We start from the raw sequence: 18,141 nt of genomic DNA on the forward strand, positions 1-18,141 counted from the left end.
TAATATGCGATGCTTGCGGCGGGCTACGCCAACGCACATTAAAAGGTAAGTTAATTTAAAGTATTTAGGTAATCTTTAATGCAATTTTTATAAAAGGTTAATGTAATTTTTATAAAAGTTTAGCTGAATGAGAAAATGCTCAACGCTCAATAATCAGAAAGCAATGACGAAAATACAAAGATTCCCGACCTCTTTAAAGAAGTCGGGAATCTGAGTCTTAGCCTTTAGCTAACTTCTTATTAGATGTGTAGTAAACCTTACTACCAGTATCAGGGACAAAATGACAACTGATACATGAATTCCATAATGACTTCCAAATTGGTACTTCCGATTTGTGGAAGTATTCACCCATCACTGGTTTAATCGCCTCAGTTGCCTTTAGCAAATTGTAGTGAGGGATGTTAAGGAATATATGGTGAGCAACATGAGTACCGATATCGTGATGGATATGATTAACCAAACCATAATCACGGTCAATGCTAGAAATTGCGCCTTTGAGAAAAGTCCAATCTTCTCCACGATACCAAGGAATATCTGACTCAGTGTGGTGTAAGAATGTCACCAAATCTAGCCAAATTATAAATACAAGGTAGGGCACAGCGTAATATTTCAGCAACCACATCCAACCCCATTGGTAGGTGAGGAAACCCAGCAAGCCTACCATCCCAATCAAAAGCACAGTACTCGTGATGACATCCCATTTTTCTGAGGGTTTAAAAAGCGAACTACTAGGCAAAAAGTGGGAGCCTTCTTTATTAGGAGAACGCTTAAATAGATACACAGGATAGGCCAATAGAAAAACATAATATCTGCCTATCTTTTGTGCTAAAGGCATCTCCTGATATTGTGATTCGCTTACTGGATACCAGCTTTCATCGTTATCGATATTGCCAGTATTTTTGTGATGCGTTCTATGACTAATCCGCCAACCATGATAAGGAACAAGTATTGGTGTGTGAGAAAGATGTCCAATCAAATCATTGAGCCATTTATGCTTAGAAAAAGATTGGTGTCCGCAGTCATGACCGACTACAAACAAAGCCCAAAACATCGTTCCTTGCATTAGCCAGAATATCGGAAAGAAAAGCCAAGAATCCAGGTAATGAGCAACTGCATACAGCAGACTGATAATCAGGATGTCACGAAAGAAGTAAAAAAGTGATTTTGTCACATTGGGCTGAAAACATTCAGCCGGAATTGCAGCTTTTAAATCCCCAAGTGTGAAAGGTAATTTAGTTGTATCCTCAGACGTTTCCGAGCCAAGAGGATTGTTAAAGGTGATGATGTTTGATGGCACTGGATTCTTTTGATTGGATATAAATCAGAACTTTAATTGAGACAAGATAATCTCATCTCTAGGATGCCCATGATAGTAGCGATCGCTAACATACAAGAGGATAATTTCTGGCAATTTATCTAAAATTTTATTCAGTAAACAATTGCCAGATTCTATTTAAACACAGCATAATAAATGCTCTCGTTGGTTCAAGAGCGTGAGTGGACTCACAGCGCTATTTATTCCTGCGTGTAATGTTCATTAAAAGTCTTATAGCCAACATCAGTTGTGTACAGTTGACACTCGTCTGTAATCTGCTTCATTAAAGACCAAGAGAACTGACACTCATCATGGAGATAAGGCTGCCAATTTTCTTTGATGCTGCTGTAAGCTAGCCGCAAATTATAAGAAGGAATAGCAGTGGAAATATGATGAGGGACATGAACATTGATATCGTGGCACAGGATTTCTACCCAACGCGGATAATCGCAATGGATAGTGCCAGATAGCTGTGCTAAAGCCTCGTTCCACTTGTTTGCTGTTGCAAAAGGAACGTCTGCGGCAGTATGGTGAACAATAGTAAAAGTACTCATCCAGAAATGATAAATCATCCAGGGTACTAGCCAGAACTTGACAAATCCCCAGATACCAGTTGTGGCGATGAGAATTGGGAAAGCGATCGCTGCAAACACAACTACTACAGCCACAGAAAGCTTGATACTCGATTGGTCTTTAGTTTTGAAGTTCCGCCAATCAAAATGCACCACAGCCCAATGTCCAATGGAGCCTACCCACCAGAGGCGTTTACGCATGAACAGTTCAAAAGCAGACTGTCGGGTTTTATCCCAATCTTCAAAAACTTCTGGTCTGATTGGATGCCAAGCATTATCCTCATCCAGTTTATTGGTATGGGTATGGTGATAATTATGCTTAATCCGCCAACTGTGAAAGGGATAAATTAACGGCATCATAAAGAAATGCCCCACCAAATCATTTACCCAACGACGTTTAGCAAAAGACCTGTGACCACAATCATGTCCAATTACAAAAAAACCTGTTAGAGCAGTACCCGTAAAAATCCAAGCTAGGGGCAAAAGAAACCAAGGAGTAACGATCAGGCTGTAATAACCCAAAGCAACTGCCAAGACACTGAGTATTGCTTGTGTCCAAGCTTTGCGGCGGTTCTGCTGAAAACATTCCCGTGGCAGGGTTTTGACAATATCTTTGAGCCGGAAGTCGGAATTACCCGGCTCGTCACTTATTTTCTGGCTATTAATTATTGATGTAGTCATGAACACCTGAAAAACAACAAACTCCTCCACCAAGTTGCCAAAAAGCAACTTGTAGCAAAATTTCTTAACATTAGCGCTTCGGATTATAGCAACCTAACCGACACAAGCGCACCAGTAAGTATTATTAATCAAAAGTCAAAATCAGAATTTTGGATTTTGGATTTTAGATTTTAGATTTTTTTGGCTTCATGCCCCGATGTGACTTGACGGCAGTTGCTTAAAGTCGAGAAACCCGTCCAATGCAATGCTTCTTTTATCAAGAAAGGCAGAGGGCAGGAGGCAGAAGGCAGAAGGGAATACTGCCTCCTCCCTCTGCCTGTGACCGAACCGAACTTGGGTATAAAACCCCACCGTCTATACGGTGCTTACAATTGGTTGGGGTCTGAATCCCCAACGAAAAAGTTCCTTCTGCCCTCTGCCCTCAGCATAGATGCCTTCTTCAAGCAAATTGAACCATTCCAGCACAGTAGCTTCTAGCACTAGACAAAAAGAACAAATCTAAAATCCCAACTTTCAAGTCCTTGAACCAAGTATTCTTGTGGTTTCTTTCAATCCAAAATCGGCAATCCAAAATCCAAAATTGCTTGACTTACTGCTTTGTTGGGGCCAACTTCACATTACTAGCTAGACCAACTGCTTGCAGTAATTGAACTGTCATCCAGGTTAAATCGATTTCCCACCATTCCAGCCCATGACGAGCTGAGTATTGAAAGGCATGATGGTTATTGTGCCAGCCTTCGCCAAACACGAGTACAGCTACCCACCAGCAATTAGTCGAGCGATCGCCAGAATCATAGCTTTGATAGCCAAATTTATGAGTAGCGCTGTTGACTAACCAAGTGCAGTGGTAAACCCAGACAATCCGAACAAAAATTCCCCAAATAACGAAAGGCCAGCCACCCAGAAGCAAAAGCAATACACCCAGAGCAACCTGGATCAAAATGAAATATTTTTCTAAAAACTGATAAACTGGGTCTTCGGCAATATCTTTGGTGAAACGAGGAACATCAGCGTGAGCGGGACAATAATGAGTCAGCCAACCCATGTGGCTCCACCAGAAGCCTTTATTAGAATCATGGGGATCGGTGTCCGTATCAGAATTTAAATGATGAATGCGATGTGTCCCGATCCACTCAATGGGGCCTCCTTGACAGGAGAGTGTGCCGAAGAAAACCAGGAGATATTCTAGCCACTTGGGAGTTTGAAAACTGCGGTGGGTAACAAGGCGGTGAAATCCGAGAGTAACGCCTAAACCGCCAGTTACCCAGTACAGCAAGAAACCTACACCAACTGCTGTCCAGCTAAAGTTGCCAGGAACAAAGGCAAATAAAGCGCCGATGTGCAGTCCAATGAAAAACAGGGTGTTAACCCAGTTAATTTGAGGTTTGGTTGAAGTAGCAATTGTCATGCGATAACCTGAATTTGAATTTTCCTGCCTAGTATGTGCGATCTTAAAATCCGCATATCTATTTAATTTAATTTTTTTTTCAACGAGGAACTGATGAACAGCTTAGAGTACCTGCGGCAAGCAGAACAGGCACTATTAGAAATTTTTTCTGGAATTGACACTCAGGTCAAGCATAATCTAAAACGAGTGCTGAATGCTTTTCGTAATCACCGTGTGGGCGCACACCACTTTGCTGGTGTAAGTGGTTATGGTCACGATGATTTAGGACGAGAAACTTTAGATAAAGTTTTTGCCGAAGTTATGGGTGCTGAAGCTGCGGCCGTGCGGGTGCAGTTCGTTTCGGGAACTCATGCGATCGCCTGTGCTTTGTTTGGTGTTCTCCGTCCAGGAGATGAAATGTTAGCAGTGGTCGGTTCTCCCTACGATACGCTTGAAGAAGTCATTGGTTTACGGGGTCAAGGTCAAGGCTCTCTGATCGAGTTTGGCATAAATTACCGCCAATTGGAGCTAACCCCCAAGGAACTATAGATTGGCAAGCAATAAGAACTAGCGTGGCTGAAAATACTCGTTTAGTGTTAATTCAGCGTTCTTGTGGCTATTCTTGGCGACCGAGTTTATCAATTGCCGATATTGAAAAAATTGTCCACTTAGTCAAACAGCAAAACCCAAACACCGTTTGCTTTGTAGATAACTGCTACGGCGAATTTATTGAAACAAAGGAACCTACAGCCGTAGGTGCTGATTTAATGGCGGGGTCACTAATTAAAAATCCTGGTGGAACCATTGTCAGTGCTGGCGGTTATGTCGCCGGTCGCGCCGACTTAGTAGAAGCATCCGCCTGTCGCCTCACTGCTCCCGGTATTGGTAGTTATGGCGGTGCTACTTTTGACCAAAATCGCCTACTATTCCAAGGCTTATTTCTAGCGCCGCAAATGGTCGGAGAGGCAATGAAAGGGACTTACTTAACTGGTTATGTATTTGACAAACTCGGTTATCCAGTGAATCCCGCACCCTTGGCTCCCCGTGGGGATGTAATTCAGGCGATTAAGCTTGGTTCTGCCGAAAAGCTAATTGCTTTCTGTAAAGCCATACAACAGCATTCTCCCATCGGTTCCTACTTAGACCCTGTTCCAGACGAAATGCCGGGATATGAGAGCAAGGTTGTCATGGCTGGGGGGACATTTATTGAAGGGAGTACTTTGGAATTATCGGCTGATGGGCCTTTGCGTGAACCTTATGTAGTTTATTGCCAAGGGGGGACTCATTGGACTCATGTAGCGATCGCATTAGAGGCTGCGATCGATGCCGTAGGAATTATGACAAATTAGTGAAAGGCGATCGTGCTAGCTAGTAGTCTGTCAAATAAAAAGGGGAACAAGTAATTTTGTTCCCCTGTCATTGCGAATGGAGCAAAGCGGAATGAAGCATAAGTCCTTCGGACACACTTCGCGAACGCAAGGTCTTGGGATTGCTTCGCTACATTTCATTCTGCTCGCAATGAGTCAAATATTTAGACTCCTAAGTTGCAACAAGTCTAGTTTCTATCTCTGATTTGTTTGCTAGTAGAATTTTGGTAATAACCTTCTTTATCTCCGGTTTTGTTTGTTGCAGGATCAAAAAACTCCTTTGTCGCTTTAGGAGTTTTTTCATCCAAGTTTAACTTTTCACGGATATTATCAGCAGCCTCTTTTAATGGATTTTGAGACTTTCTTGTTTGGGTATCGTTTCTAACTTCGCCTTGATCGGGTGTTCCTTTGTAATAAATACCCTCTGGAGTTTTAACAGTCTCAGCTTGTGCTACATTAACGTAGCTAAAAGCCTGACCCAATAAAAACACAAATCCTACCAGAAAAACTACAAGGATTTGGGAAATACGAATATTTCGCAGCCAGGAAGTTACTTGATTCATAAAAAACCTCAATTGCATTATGTTGGGTGGATAATTCAAAAGCTGAATGACTTTTCAGTATTCAGGTTTTAAGAATAACTAATCAAAGTTATTCTTGTTTTGTTGAAAAGTTATGATAACCGTAGGGTATTTCCTCTCAGTCCACGGCTACCATTTTTCTGTTTCAACGCTTTGCCAGCATTAACTTTTTTGTAGTTAATGGCTTCGCTTTGGCAACCTTTTTCGCTATTTCCAGGCATTTGGGAAAGCGATCGCTATTCCTAAGTAGAGCGGCATAAATAATTAAAGGTTGGGAATGAGGGACTCAGCCCTCACTCCAAGCTAACCTTTAGTCTTGTAATTACGAATTATACTGACACTGCTGCTCCTGTAGTCGGCTTTGGAGGCTGAATCTGAACACCTATCCGCGTGCGATATAGTTCTGCTAATCGCTGTTCAGATTTCAATAAATCTTGGTAAATTTCTTTGAAAATACCAGTTGCTACTGGGTCAGTGAACATTGCACACAAATTACCAATATCGCCGATACCGGTTTGCACATCGCCTAAAGCAGAACGTAACTGATATATGTCATCACTTCCTGTTAAGGCAGTTTTCACCTTGGCATACTGATTAGCAATATTTGCTCCTAAAGATGGTTTTTCGCCCAAATGATGAATATAGATTTCCAATTTTTCAATGTGGCGCTGTTTATTAGAAATTATTTCTTGAAAGACTGATTTTACTTCGATATCTGATTCTTTTTCCAAGTATTTATCAAATGCTTCTAATGAATAACGTTCACCAGTCAGGGCATTATTTAAACCTCTGTTGATATCACCTTTAGTTGAACCACCCCAAGCATCAGCTAGTTTCCACCATTCAGCAGTTGTGTCTTTTTCATCTGGTAATGCCGCATCTTTGCCACCATAACCCAAACGGCTTAATATAGCTGTGGTGAAAATTGCCAAGTCTCCAGGTTCACGAGATGTAATCAGATTCCCGTCAACTACCAACCGCTCATCTAGATAATTTGCCCCAGCGTTAATCATATCCTTGGCAATGGCGCTAAAACCAGTGGCTTGTTTACCTTTGAGCAAGTCGCCTTCAATCAAAAGTTGTGGCCCGTGGCATACCGCAGCGACTAATTTTCCTTGTTGGACGGCATCTTGTACAAACCTGACTGTGTTAGGATTCCGGCGCATTTTATCGGGAGCCATGCCGCCAGGAATTATCACTGCGTCAAATTGGGCTGCGATCGCTTCTGTCGTAGTACCATCAGCTTGGATGCTAAGTTTACCGCGTTTGCCCTTATATTTTTCATTCGTCCGGGAACCAAGGACTACTACCTCTATTCCTGCTAGCTTTATTCCATTATAAGGAACTGTAAATTCTGCATCCTCTACTGCTTGTTCAATAAGGATGGCAACTCTTTTATTAGCTGAATAATTGTTATTGTCAGTCATAGATGGTATTACCTGTTTATTTCTAGTATTTAACCAGCTAGAATTCTTGTTCATCGATTAACTTCAAATGATGAATCTCAAGTTAATTTTTGATTTGTTTCTTCCTCATAAAAAATAGTTATGAGCGAGGAGTTAGCTACAGAATGATTTCGGTTTGATAACTCCTAACTCATAACTAAAAACCTTAACTACAAGTTGCTTGACCATGATTTTATATTCACAATGGTATGACGCGATCGCTAGTTTAGCTTCGTTCCAAGGGGATAGATTCTTTTATTTCTAAAGCTATACATCTCTAGTAAGATAACTTCGGGATAAGAAAACGTTATTGTGAGAATGCACAAAAAGGCTAGTATCATGGCAGAAAAAAATCATAATGACGAAATTAAAACCAATGATTTGCCACAGGAAATTACCGAATCTTATGGTACTGGTGTAAAAGAGTTGCCAGGATACAATATTGGTGGGCGCTCGATTAGAGATGAAAGACGCGAGTATACAGAAACTAGTCCTGAACTGACTGGTGGCGATGTTGATGCTTATTGGCAAGATGCAGATGCAGTTGGGGATGAAGCTGTTGGTGGTAGTACTGCGACTCCCGACCAAAATGTAACTGAAGAGCTAGAAACAGCAGTAGGTCTAGAAATGGATGACTCTGAGTTTCTCCATACCAATGATATTTTAGAGGATCGTGATGGCGATCGCTGGGAGTTAGATCCAAAGTCTTCTGAAGATTATCAAACTCGGCGAGAATAAAAGCTATCAAAGGTTTTGTTAAGTCTCATTCATCCCAAATAGCGATCGCTTTCAGCCCTTTGCCATTGAAGCCGGAAACGCTTATTTGCTAAGATTTCCAGTGCAACAACATTCAAACAGGGCAACTTCTCATCACCATGTCAACATCTACAATTGACGATCGAGATATAGCAGCGATCCAAGCCGCCAATGTCGGGGTTGCTATATGCGATCGCACCGCCTGGGGACGCATCAAAGTGGCTGGCGACGATCGCCTCAATTTCTTACACAACCAAAGTACTAATAATTTCCAAATACTCAAGCCAGGACAAGGTTGTGATACGGTTTTCGTCACCTCCACAGCTAGAACAATTGACTTAGCAACCGCATACGTTCGAGAAGATGCGGTAATCTTGCTAGTTTCACCCAATCGCCGCCAATATCTCATGGAATGGCTGGATAAATATATTTTCCCTGCCGACAAGGTGGAATTATCTGATATCACAAAATATACCAATACCTTCAGCCTCATTGGCCCAGGAAGCGACGCTATTTTAGATAAGTTGGGTATTGGCGAACTCATTGGCCAACCTTACGGTAGTCATAAAGTATACACCATTGCTCCCGCCGAGGGAGTACGGATCGCTGTGGGTAGTGGATTAGCTGCGCCCGGATATACCTTCACTTTCCCCTATACTGATAAATCTTCGGTATGGAATAAATTGTTAGAAGTTGGGGCGGTAGAGATGAGCGATCGCGCTTGGGATGCCTTGCGAATTTTACAAGGCCGCCCCGCCCCAGATGCTGAACTCACAGATGATTACAATCCTTTGGAAGTTGGTTTGTGGCAGACAATTTCTTTTACTAAAGGTTGCTATATTGGGCAAGAAACCATTGCTCGATTAAATACATATAAAGGTGTAAAACAACACCTTTTGGGTATCCGCCTCAGTGCCCCTGTAGAAGTTGGAAGTGCGATCGCAGTTGGAGATGAAAAGGTCGGCAAACTTACCAGTTACACAGAAACTCCTGATGGTTATTTTGGACTAGGTTACATTCGCACCAAAGCTGGTGGCGTAGGCTTAAAAGTTAAAGTGGGAGAAACTGAAGGTGAAGTCATAGAAATACCCTTTGTTTCTCACGATTACCCATAAGTAATTCAAGTCAAAATATCTTCTTTATCCCTAGCGCCATAACAAAACTCATCTACCCAAGAAGCTAGACTCCGGGCATTAGTGGTTGGTAAATTCACTTTGCTCTTAAACTCTTGTGGATGTTTGCCGTTGCTTTTAACCTCAGTATTAATTGCTAGCGATCGCACTGCTTTACCATTACTGTTAATCTCAGTGGTAATTGCCAGCAATGCACCTACAGGAATTCGGCCAGATAGCGCGTTGCTTTTAACCTCGCTAGCTAACGCCACAGATGGCATAGTCTTGGCTTTACTGTTAACCTCAGCAGTCATTGTCAGCGATGTTCCTGAAGGGAGGCGTTCAAGGAGCGATGTCTGACGACCAGATGCAAAGCCGCTACGTACTGATTGATATTCGTTAAAGAAACCGGAAGATGGGGTTTTTAGTGGATTGTCTGGAGCAATTTTAGTAGCAAATGCAACTACTAACTCAGATTTACGGGTGCGAACTACCTCTGTGGTAGCTGTAAATGATGGTACAAGTTGATCGGCGCGTGACAAACTAGAGTCTAGAGTCTTGACAAGAGAATTAGGCGCAATCTTGGTAGCAGTTACAACTGATGACAGATGTTTATCCTCAGAATGCTTCTCATCTGGCGACTCTCTTTCAGCTTGGTTTGTAGCCGTAGAATGCTCTGATTTTATTAAACGTAACTCTTGATCGGGATTGAAGTTAAGACCTAAAGCGGTGACTATTTTATCTGGATCGTTATTTAAATCCAGCATAAAAGCAAGTATTTCATCAAACTGGGGTTCTAAAACAGACAGTGTTGCCAAAATAAAACCGGACAAAGGACGGCGCAGACCATCGTAAGTCCCCCAAATTCGCATTTTCACCAGCCAGGTAATATTTTGCTCGTAGTAAATAAGCCACTTTTGTTTTAAGGATTGACGCAGCTGTTGAATATTCATTGGATGCCTCACTTCAGTCAACAAGATTACAGACCCTGATATTGAAAATTTAGCTTTCTTTCGGGGGATGAAACCGATAATAGAGCATCTGTTCGACTCTTTGACCACCTAGTAAATGATTTTTTATCAGTAGAGATACTTCATCGGGTTGAACGCTGCTATACCAGGTCATATCGGGTAATACCAGCACCATCGGCCCATTGCCACATTGTCCCAAACAGCTGCTGGCCGTTACCGTTACATCAGGCATTGGTAAAGCTACAAAAGCTGCTAATACCTTAGCTGCACCTTGCTTTTTGCAGGTACGATTTTGACAAACTCGTACACATTTAGAAGGAGAGGGTTGGTCTATTGTGGAGAAGTTTGATGGTTGAGTTATGTTTGACATTTTTTAACGAACCGCAGAGACGCAGAGGACACAGAGGGGAGAGGAGCAGGGGGAGTAGGGGAAGCAGTATTGAAATTTAGCTAATGCCCAATTCCCAATTCCCAATGCCCAATTCCCAATTCCCCATAACTAATCTATTGAAAGTCCTTTTGAAGCTAGCCATTCAGGGTTGAATATCCGTGACTGATAGCGTGAACCACTATCACACAAGATGGTGACAATGGTATGTCCTGGCCCTAACTGCTTCGCTAGGGCGACAGCTGCGCCAACATTAATACCCGTTGAGCCGCCCATTAATAACCCATCTTTCCTTAACAGTTGGTAAACTACCCGCAAAGCTTCTTTGTCATCGATTTGGATGGCATCATCAGCAGGTGCGCCTTCCATATTGGCTGTGACACGACCGTTACCGATGCCTTCGGTGATGGAATTTCCTTCTATATTGATTTCGCCAGTTTTGACATAGCTATAAAGTGCGCTACCCAGTGGATCGGCAACAACGCATTTAATTGCTGGATTTTGTTCTTTCAAGTACAACGCTACACCAGCATAAGTACCAGCAGTACCAGTTGAAGCTGTCCATCCATCTATTTTACCATCTGTCTGTTTCCAAATTTCTGGCCCTGTGGTTTCGTAGTGGGCGAGGCGATTGGCTAAGTTATCAAACTGATTCGCCCAAATAGCATTTTCCAACTCAGCAGCGACTCTGCCAGACAACTTTACGTAGTTGTTTGGGTCTTTGTAGGGTACAGCAGGAACGCGACGGACTTCTGCACCTAGTGCTATCAGTGCGTCTATTTTTTCTTGTGACTGAGTATCGGGAATAATAATTAGGCATTTGTAGCCTTTAGCGTTGCAAATATGCGCCAATCCAATGCCAGTATTACCAGCAGTTCCTTCTACAACAGTGCCACCGGGTTTGAGTAAACCTTTCTTTTGGGCATCTTCGATGATGTAAAGTGCGGCGCGGTCTTTGACGGAACCGCCAGGATTGAGAAATTCAGCTTTCCCAAGGATTTCACATCCTGTTTCTTCACTGAAGCTGTTTAAGCGAATTAGGGGTGTGTTGCCAACAGCGCCAACGAAGCCATTTTTAATATCCATTTTGACTATACCTGTGTGAGTATCTATAAAAATTTTGGCTTATAGCGATCGCATAATTTACAACTGATTAGCCTAAAATCCTATAATGCCTATAGACCAGCTTTTTCAAGGTGACTGGTAAAATCTCTTTTTCTCTCTGCGCCCTCCGCGTCTCTGCGGTTCAAAAGTCTTTTATTTAATCTTATTAGGCACAGAGAACACAGCCGTACACTACCAAACTTTACTCATATTCAAAACAAACCCAGGTAATACCGATTCACCGCTAACAGTCGCGGGATTTTCTAGACATTTCTCTGGTACACCAGGACGGTAAATATAGACTCGGCGATGCTTGCGGTCAATTAACAAGCCTAGCTGTACTTCTGGTTCCCTCATATATTCCTCCATTTTCTCCTTCAACGGTTTGAGGTTATCAGAAGGCGATCGCAGTTCAAGTATAAAATCTGGACAGATGGGGGCAAATTTTTGCTGTTTTTCTGGGGAGATAGCATTCCACCGTTCCAGTTTAATCCAGGAGGCATCAGGCGATCGTTCTGCACCGGTTGATAGCTTAAATCCTGTGCTGGAGTCAAAACAAGTACCTGTCCCGTCTTTTTCTGCCCAAACATACAATTGACCAGCTACGTTGAAATTACGATTACCTGTCTCTGAACCAGTGGGCGGCATAATTGATATTTCTCCAAATTGATTCCGCTCAATGCGTAATTCACGATTAACCTGACAAAAGTCAAAAAACTGTTCGTCTGTCATTTGCATTGAGGGAGGAATTTGCACAACTAAAGGGGATGAAAACATGATGATTTCCTCTAGGTTTTGCTGTCTACCCGACTGGCTTGTATTTCTTATTCTCACCCAAGTCATTCTTTTGGTGAGAGAGTAATATTCGTTTTCGCCACAAATTTATGGTATTTAACTCCAGCTTCAGTTTACCAGGCTATGAAAAGCAAAATAGTAAATTTACTGGGGTTGCCAAATATTTACGTAAGTTAGTATACAGCATGACTGATAAGTAAATGCTGACATTTTTTCATTGTCTTAGACGGGATGGACACTGATGACATCTGAAAGGGATCGCCAAAAAGAACTTGAACACCGAGAACGTACATTACGAGAACGAGAAGTTGAATTGCGACTGCGGGAAATGGAAACTAACATCCATGCTACCGATGCAGCTTTTCATCAAACTGTGAAGCATCAGCCAGATCAAAAACCTTGGATGAAAAAACTGATTCTGGGTGGAAAGCTTTTTGCTCTTGGTGTGGTAGCGCTAGTTGCAGTGAAAATAGCCTCAGTCTTGGCTGGGTTTATTATTGTTGGTGCTATGGGATGGGTGTCTTACAAACTATTTTTGGAATCTAAAAAAACCAATCTTTAATTAAGGTGTAAATTTTATGACAAATCAGGTAGCAACTGACAGATTTATCCAAGATTTAGAGCGGGTTGCTCAAGTGCGATCGGAGATGTCTGTGTGTTTGAGTAAACTGGCTGAAACAATTAATCAAGCGGAGTTAGCTGGCGACTCTTCATCAGGAAAACTCAGTTTAGAGCGAGATATTGAAGATATTACAGTCGCTAGTAAAAACCTCCGCCAAGGTGTATTTCGCCTTTTGGTATTGGGCGATATGAAACGGGGAAAAAGTACTTTCCTCAACGCCTTAATTGGTGAAAATTTATTACCGAGCGATGTTAACCCTTGTACCGCACTTTTAACAGTTTTACGCTACGGGCCAGAAAAGAAAGTTACCATTCATTTTAATGATGGTAAAAGTCCGCAAGAGTTAGATTTTCAGAACTTTAAATATAAATATACCATCGATCCGGCTGAAGCTAAAAAACTAGAGCAGGAGAAAAAGCAAGCCTTTCCTGATGTCGATTATGCAGTAGTTGAGTATCCCTTAACGCTGCTAGAAAAGGGAATTGAAATTGTTGATAGTCCAGGATTGAATGATACAGAAGCACGAAACGAATTATCTTTGGGTTATGTAAATAATTGCCATGCAATTCTGTTTGTGATGAGAGCTTCTCAACCTTGTACCTTGGGTGAGCGTCGCTACCTAGAAAATTATATCAAAGGTCGAGGATTGACAGTTTTCTTCTTAGTTAACGCTTGGGATCAAGTGCGGGAATCACTGATTGATCCTGATGATGTCGAAGAGTTAAAAGCATCTGAGAATAGATTACGGCAAGTATTTAAGGCGAATTTAGGAGAATATTGTACTGTAGAAGGTCAGAATATTTATGACGAGCGCGTGTTTGAGCTTTCGTCAATTCAAGCACTGAGACGACGCTTGAAGAACCCTCAAGCTGATTTAGAGGGGACTGGCTTTCCGAAGTTTATGGAAGCGCTTAATACATTTCTTACCAGAGAACGTGCGATCGCAGAACTCCGTCAAGTTAGAACCTTAGCAAGACTTGCCTGTAATCATACCCGTGAGGCAGTTGCAAGACGCATACCATTACTTGACCAAGATGTAAATGAATTGAAAAAACGCATTGATTCAGTAGAACCAGAGTTTAACAAACTCACAGGTATTCGAGATGAATTCCAAAAAGAAATTATCAATACCAGAAATACTCAAGCAAGAACGATTTCCGAATCTTTTCGCAGTTACGTTTTAAACTTAGGTAATACCTTTGAAAATGACTTCTTACGCTATCAGCCAGAATTAAATTTGTTTGATTTTCTCAGCAGTGGTAAACGAGAAGCATTTAACATCGCACTACAAAAAGCCTTTGAGCAATATATCACTGATAAATCTGCTACTTGGACATTAACTGCTGAAAAAGATATTAATGCAGCTTTTAAAGAACTTTCTCGTAGTGCAGCACAATATGGCGCATCTTACAATAAAATCACAGACCAAATTACAGAAAAGCTCACCGGACAAGATGTAAAGGTACATACCACTACTACTGCTGAAGAAGATAATTCTCCCGGTTGGGCAAAATGGGCAATGGGATTGTTGTCTTTGTCTAAAGGAAATCTTGCTGGTTTTGCGCTAGCCGGGGCTGGGTTTGATTGGAAAAACATCTTATTAAACTATTTTACTGTAATTGGCATTGGTGGGATAATTTCGGCAGTAACAGGGATTTTACTTGGCCCTATCGGGTTTGCCCTGCTAGGTTTGGGAGTAGGCTTTTTGCAAGCAGATCAAGCCCGTAAAGAGTTAGTTAAAACTGCAAAAAAAGAGTTAGTTAAACACCTACCCCAGGTTGCACACGAGCAATCTCAGGTTGTATATAATGCCGTAAAAGAGTGTTTTGATTCTTACGAAAGAGAAGTTAGTAAGCGGATTAACGATGATATTGTCTCTCGTAAATCTGAATTAGATAATCTTGTCAAGCAGAAACAAAGCCGTGAAATAAATCGTGAGAGTGAGTTCAATCGTTTAAAAAAATTGCAGGAAGATGTAATAGCTCAGTTGCAAAAAATTGAGGCGGCATATAGCAATTTGTTAGCTTATTATAGCTAAAATTTGTAAATGCCTATAGGGAGGCTTTGCCTCCCATAAATATAAGTAGCTTAATGCAAATAAATTAAAGTTTGTAGTGAGTTAGCGCGGTCTTGGGGGTTTCCACCATGAGCGACTAACGAACCCGGAGGGTAAGGATTTTAGTCCTAATATAACTTTGATATGAGCGATAAATCGCTCACTACAAACTAGAATTTTATTGTATGTTTAATTACACGTATATAAACATAATAGTGTGAGTCAGTAGCCCCAACGATCTGCATTACCAGCTAGAAGCTGAGAACGAGAAATTATGCAACAACAGTATGAAGGTTATAAGAATTTAGCAGATTCTATTAAATCTGCATCTGCATTACTGAATTTAGAACGCAAATCACAATTGCATCAAGATATAATTACCATTTGTAATCATCTAGTTAATCCTAGTTTTCGCATTGCAGTATTTGGCCCTTTTAATCATGGCAAGTCTACGTTACTGAATGCTATGCTAGGAAATCGCACCTTACCAATTGATTTAATCCCCACTACAGGCGCATCGATTACTGTCAAGTATGGATCTGATGTGCGAACTCGCATCATGTTGGTAGATGGTACAGAAGTCTATCGCAGTGGCACAGAAATTTTACAACAATTTGCAATTCTTGATGGCAATAGACAGATGCGAAAAGATGTAGTATCTGTAGAAGTTTTTTGTCCACATCCCTTTCTGGAAACTGGTGTAGAATTTCTCGATTTACCGGGAACTAATGATAGAGATGAACAAGATAATTTAGTCCGAGAAAAACTTTTAAGTGCAGATTTAGCGATCCAATTATTAGATGCACGGAAATTAATGACTTTAGGAGAGCGGGAAAACTTACGAGATTGGCTATTAGATCGCGGTATTAAAACAGTTATATTTGTTGCCAATTTTCTTAACTTACTCGAACCTGACGAGCAAAAACAAGTCCAAAATCGCCTGTTATTTGTTGCAGAAAGCTTTCGAGCCGAATTACCTCCAGGCTTTAGTAATTTATATCGCGTTGATGCTTTACCCGCCTTAAGAGCCAGATTAAAAGGCGATGTCGCTGCTGCTAATAGTAGCGGTTTAGCAGCTTTTGAAACAGCTTTGCAAAATATTGTGGGGATTTTGCAACCAAATTGTGGTAATGTGCGTTTGCCAAGAGTGCAAGCGATCGCTTCTCAAATCCAACTCTCATTAAAAGCTAAAATTGACCCGATTGCTCTTGAAATAAAATCTTTTGACGAGAAACAAAATAGCAAAATTGAAATTAAACAGAAAGCAGCCAACTTAATTTATAAAGGTTTCACTACTAGCATCGGAGAATTACGCGATTGGCTAGAATTCCCTAAGCTACTCACAAAATATCAAGCTGATGCGGCAGTTGCATTGGCAGAAAATAAATTTAAAGATTGGCAAATAAATACTCTTAAAAAAGACCTAAATAAATTACAATTAGCTGCGGTAAAATGGCTTTATCAAGCTTACGAGTTTTTTCAAGAAGAACGACCACAAGATTTATTAATTCCTTTCCCTCGCGAACCACAAGTAATATTACCCTCAAAGCCAAACAATACTGATGATTTGAGTGAACCTGGTTCTATCGCTGTTGGTGGTGGTATCGGTTGGTTGTTAGGCGGCCCGGTAGGTGCTGCTGTCGTCGGAAGTATTTCTTATTTGTTAAACAAGAATATTCAAAAACAAGACGAACAATTAGCCAAGGAATCTTATCATCAAGAAGTTGCTAAACTTTGTATAACTGCAAGTGAAGATTATTTCTCTAGTTTTAGCAGTCAAGGGTTATCAATTTTGGCTGAATATGAACAGCAATCTGAAAAAGTAATTTGCTTTGAATTCAGTCAAGAGCCAGTAGAAGTTACTAATAAACGCGAAAGTTTGCAGCAATTACAAAATGGTTTCAATCATTTACTACAAGAGTTAGAAAAAGTCAAAATCCTCTCAAATCATCAACCTTATAAAGAAATACCAAAATACACGAATACTAATAAAAAATATTCGCCACAGCCAGAGAGAGTTAAAATTTCCCCTGAAAAAGATCCTGTTGTTAAGCAACAACAGGAAAATACTGTTAAGAATAATGGTAGAAGGGTAGAATCAGTTTCTCCACCGCCATCGCCAAAAGCTTCTCCCTCTCCGCGCAAAGAAGAGGTGGAGGCGAAATTTCGTGATTGGGAACTGAATGAGGAAATAGCGCGAATGAAAGCAGAGATGCGATCGCCTGGTTCTCAAACTGGCAAACAGCAAAATTCAACTCAAAGTAATAAAGCACCCACTCAACCCAAAACTCATACGGAAAAAGATAAGATTACTCGCGCCTACGGCATTTTAGGATTGCAAGCAAATGCTTCTCAGGCTGAGATAAAACAGGCTTATCGAACTTTAGTAAAAAAATGGCATCCAGATTTGTTTGTGAATCAGCCGCAACTGCTCAAACAAGCACAAGAAAAAATGCACTTAGTTAATGATGCTTACACAATTTTGAGTGATAAATAAATAACAAGGGTTAGCACGTTTCAAAGGCTATTGACTAAATTCAATCAAACCCTTGGGAGAAGACTCGCTCTAAGAGGTTGTTTGAAAAGTATTTAGCTGTGATTTTAGGCACTTGTTGATCCCCCTAACCCCCCTTAAAAAGGCTACGGTGTACACACAAGTCGAATTTCTTTTCATAATCTCGCTATTACCCCCCTTAATCCCCCCTTATAAAGGGGTGAGACCAGAAATCCGGTTCCCTCCCCTTTATAAGGGGAGGGTTAGGGTGGGGTAATTTAACTTGTGTATACACCGTAGCTTAAAAAGGGGGGAACTGGAATCAAAGTCCCCCAATTTATCGGGGGATTTAGGGGGATCTAAAACGTTTTGCTACTAAGAAAAGGACTTTTCAAACATCCTCTAAGCGAAGCCATGCCGTAGGCTTTACGCTACGCTATCCAACACTGCACAGAATTGCTGACTTCTGACTCCTGAATTCTGTTTCGATAAGTA

At 41.2% G+C, this 18,141-nt stretch carries 15 protein-coding genes and 1 pseudogene; 6 read left to right on the forward strand and 10 right to left on the reverse strand.

Annotated elements, in window-relative coordinates; genetic code table 11:
* Window positions 1–217 precede the first annotated feature (217 nt).
* From GTQ43_RS26340 to GTQ43_RS26350, 3 genes are all read right to left on the reverse strand, one after another.
* Window positions 218–1,297, reverse strand: a complete 1,080-nt coding sequence (locus tag GTQ43_RS26340) for a fatty acid desaturase (protein ID WP_265275640.1) — start codon at window positions 1,295–1,297, stop codon at window positions 218–220.
* Window positions 1,298–1,515: 218 nt separating this feature from the next.
* Window positions 1,516–2,568: a fatty acid desaturase gene (locus GTQ43_RS26345; protein ID WP_265275641.1), complete on the reverse strand. Its 1,053-nt coding sequence runs from the start codon at window positions 2,566–2,568 to the stop codon at window positions 1,516–1,518.
* Between the two features lie 589 nt (window positions 2,569–3,157).
* Window positions 3,158–3,976: an acyl-CoA desaturase gene (locus GTQ43_RS26350; RefSeq protein ID WP_094331340.1), complete on the reverse strand. Its 819-nt coding sequence runs from the start codon at window positions 3,974–3,976 to the stop codon at window positions 3,158–3,160.
* Window positions 3,977–4,069: 93 nt separating this feature from the next.
* Here GTQ43_RS26350 and GTQ43_RS26355 point away from each other — a divergent pair.
* A pseudogene (locus GTQ43_RS26355) lies at window positions 4,070–5,304 on the forward strand (aminotransferase class I/II-fold pyridoxal phosphate-dependent enzyme).
* 206 nt (window positions 5,305–5,510) lie between these two features.
* Here GTQ43_RS26355 and GTQ43_RS26360 read toward each other — a convergent pair.
* From GTQ43_RS26360 to GTQ43_RS26370, 3 genes are all read right to left on the reverse strand, one after another.
* Window positions 5,511–5,885: a hypothetical protein gene (locus tag GTQ43_RS26360; protein ID WP_265275642.1), complete on the reverse strand. Its 375-nt coding sequence runs from the start codon at window positions 5,883–5,885 to the stop codon at window positions 5,511–5,513.
* A gap of 110 nt (window positions 5,886–5,995) precedes the next feature.
* Complete coding sequence (locus GTQ43_RS26365; RefSeq protein ID WP_265275643.1) at window positions 5,996–6,124, reverse strand: hypothetical protein; 129 nt, start codon at window positions 6,122–6,124, stop codon at window positions 5,996–5,998.
* A 108-nt stretch (window positions 6,125–6,232) separates the two neighbouring features.
* Entirely contained in the window at window positions 6,233–7,330 is a 1,098-nt protein-coding gene (locus GTQ43_RS26370; RefSeq protein ID WP_265276553.1) for a DJ-1/PfpI/YhbO family deglycase/protease, read from the reverse strand.
* A 357-nt stretch (window positions 7,331–7,687) separates the two neighbouring features.
* On the opposite strand from GTQ43_RS26370, the gene GTQ43_RS26375 reads away from it, so the two are divergent.
* A complete protein-coding gene (locus GTQ43_RS26375) occupies window positions 7,688–8,086 on the forward strand; it encodes a DUF6335 family protein (protein ID WP_265275644.1) in 399 nt (132 codons plus the stop codon).
* 137 nt (window positions 8,087–8,223) lie between these two features.
* Window positions 8,224–9,219 carry a YgfZ/GcvT domain-containing protein gene (locus GTQ43_RS26380; protein ID WP_265275645.1) on the forward strand — a complete coding sequence of 332 codons (996 nt, stop codon included), beginning with the start codon at window positions 8,224–8,226 and terminating at the stop codon, window positions 9,217–9,219.
* A 5-nt stretch (window positions 9,220–9,224) separates the two neighbouring features.
* Here GTQ43_RS26380 and GTQ43_RS26385 read toward each other — a convergent pair whose 3' ends face one another.
* The 4 genes from GTQ43_RS26385 to GTQ43_RS26400 form a co-directional block, all read right to left on the reverse strand.
* Window positions 9,225–10,169 carry a DUF5331 domain-containing protein gene (locus GTQ43_RS26385; protein WP_265275646.1) on the reverse strand — a complete coding sequence of 315 codons (945 nt, stop codon included), beginning with the start codon at window positions 10,167–10,169 and terminating at the stop codon, window positions 9,225–9,227.
* A 49-nt stretch (window positions 10,170–10,218) separates the two neighbouring features.
* Complete coding sequence (locus GTQ43_RS26390; protein ID WP_265275647.1) at window positions 10,219–10,557, reverse strand: (2Fe-2S) ferredoxin domain-containing protein; 339 nt, start codon at window positions 10,555–10,557, stop codon at window positions 10,219–10,221.
* Between the two features lie 129 nt (window positions 10,558–10,686).
* Window positions 10,687–11,661, reverse strand: a complete 975-nt coding sequence (locus GTQ43_RS26395) for a cysteine synthase A (RefSeq protein WP_265275648.1) — start codon at window positions 11,659–11,661, stop codon at window positions 10,687–10,689.
* A 210-nt stretch (window positions 11,662–11,871) separates the two neighbouring features.
* Window positions 11,872–12,456, reverse strand: a complete 585-nt coding sequence (locus tag GTQ43_RS26400; protein WP_265275649.1) for a Uma2 family endonuclease — start codon at window positions 12,454–12,456, stop codon at window positions 11,872–11,874.
* A gap of 259 nt (window positions 12,457–12,715) precedes the next feature.
* Between GTQ43_RS26400 and GTQ43_RS26405 the strand changes: the two genes are divergently transcribed.
* From GTQ43_RS26405 to GTQ43_RS26415, 3 genes are all read left to right on the forward strand, one after another.
* On the forward strand, window positions 12,716–13,036 hold the full coding sequence (locus tag GTQ43_RS26405) for a DUF3040 domain-containing protein (RefSeq protein WP_265275650.1): 321 nt from the start codon (window positions 12,716–12,718) through the stop codon (window positions 13,034–13,036).
* 16 nt (window positions 13,037–13,052) lie between these two features.
* Entirely contained in the window at window positions 13,053–15,134 is a 2,082-nt protein-coding gene (locus GTQ43_RS26410) for a dynamin family protein (RefSeq protein WP_265275651.1), read from the forward strand.
* Window positions 15,135–15,426: 292 nt separating this feature from the next.
* Window positions 15,427–17,649, forward strand: a complete 2,223-nt coding sequence (locus GTQ43_RS26415) for a dynamin family protein (protein ID WP_265275652.1) — start codon at window positions 15,427–15,429, stop codon at window positions 17,647–17,649.
* Window positions 17,650–18,141: the final 492 nt, after the last annotated feature.

The sequence above is a fragment of the Nostoc sp. KVJ3 genome (genome assembly GCF_026127265.1).
GTDB lineage: Bacteria > Cyanobacteriota > Cyanobacteriia > Cyanobacteriales > Nostocaceae > Nostoc.

Bases quoted from the DNA above. Each gene is read 5' to 3' on its own strand.
- GTQ43_RS26375 (WP_265275644.1), top strand. From the start codon at position 7,688: ATGGCAGAAAAAAATCATAATGACGAAATTAAAACCAATGATTTGCCA.
- GTQ43_RS26395 (WP_265275648.1), bottom strand. From the start codon at position 11,661: ATGGATATTAAAAATGGCTTCGTTGGCGCTGTTGGCAACACACCCCTA.
- GTQ43_RS26380 (WP_265275645.1), top strand. From the start codon at position 8,224: ATGTCAACATCTACAATTGACGATCGAGATATAGCAGCGATCCAAGCC.
- GTQ43_RS26400 (WP_265275649.1), bottom strand. From the start codon at position 12,456: ATGTTTTCATCCCCTTTAGTTGTGCAAATTCCTCCCTCAATGCAAATG.
- GTQ43_RS26360 (WP_265275642.1), bottom strand. From the start codon at position 5,885: ATGAATCAAGTAACTTCCTGGCTGCGAAATATTCGTATTTCCCAAATC.
- GTQ43_RS26385 (WP_265275646.1), bottom strand. From the start codon at position 10,169: ATGAATATTCAACAGCTGCGTCAATCCTTAAAACAAAAGTGGCTTATT.
- GTQ43_RS26365 (WP_265275643.1), bottom strand. From the start codon at position 6,124: ATGCCTGGAAATAGCGAAAAAGGTTGCCAAAGCGAAGCCATTAACTAC.
- GTQ43_RS26410 (WP_265275651.1), top strand. From the start codon at position 13,053: ATGACAAATCAGGTAGCAACTGACAGATTTATCCAAGATTTAGAGCGG.
- GTQ43_RS26370 (WP_265276553.1), bottom strand. From the start codon at position 7,330: ATGACTGACAATAACAATTATTCAGCTAATAAAAGAGTTGCCATCCTT.
- GTQ43_RS26415 (WP_265275652.1), top strand. From the start codon at position 15,427: ATGCAACAACAGTATGAAGGTTATAAGAATTTAGCAGATTCTATTAAA.
- GTQ43_RS26345 (WP_265275641.1), bottom strand. From the start codon at position 2,568: ATGACTACATCAATAATTAATAGCCAGAAAATAAGTGACGAGCCGGGT.
- GTQ43_RS26390 (WP_265275647.1), bottom strand. From the start codon at position 10,557: ATGTCAAACATAACTCAACCATCAAACTTCTCCACAATAGACCAACCC.
- GTQ43_RS26405 (WP_265275650.1), top strand. From the start codon at position 12,716: ATGACATCTGAAAGGGATCGCCAAAAAGAACTTGAACACCGAGAACGT.
- GTQ43_RS26350 (WP_094331340.1), bottom strand. From the start codon at position 3,976: ATGACAATTGCTACTTCAACCAAACCTCAAATTAACTGGGTTAACACC.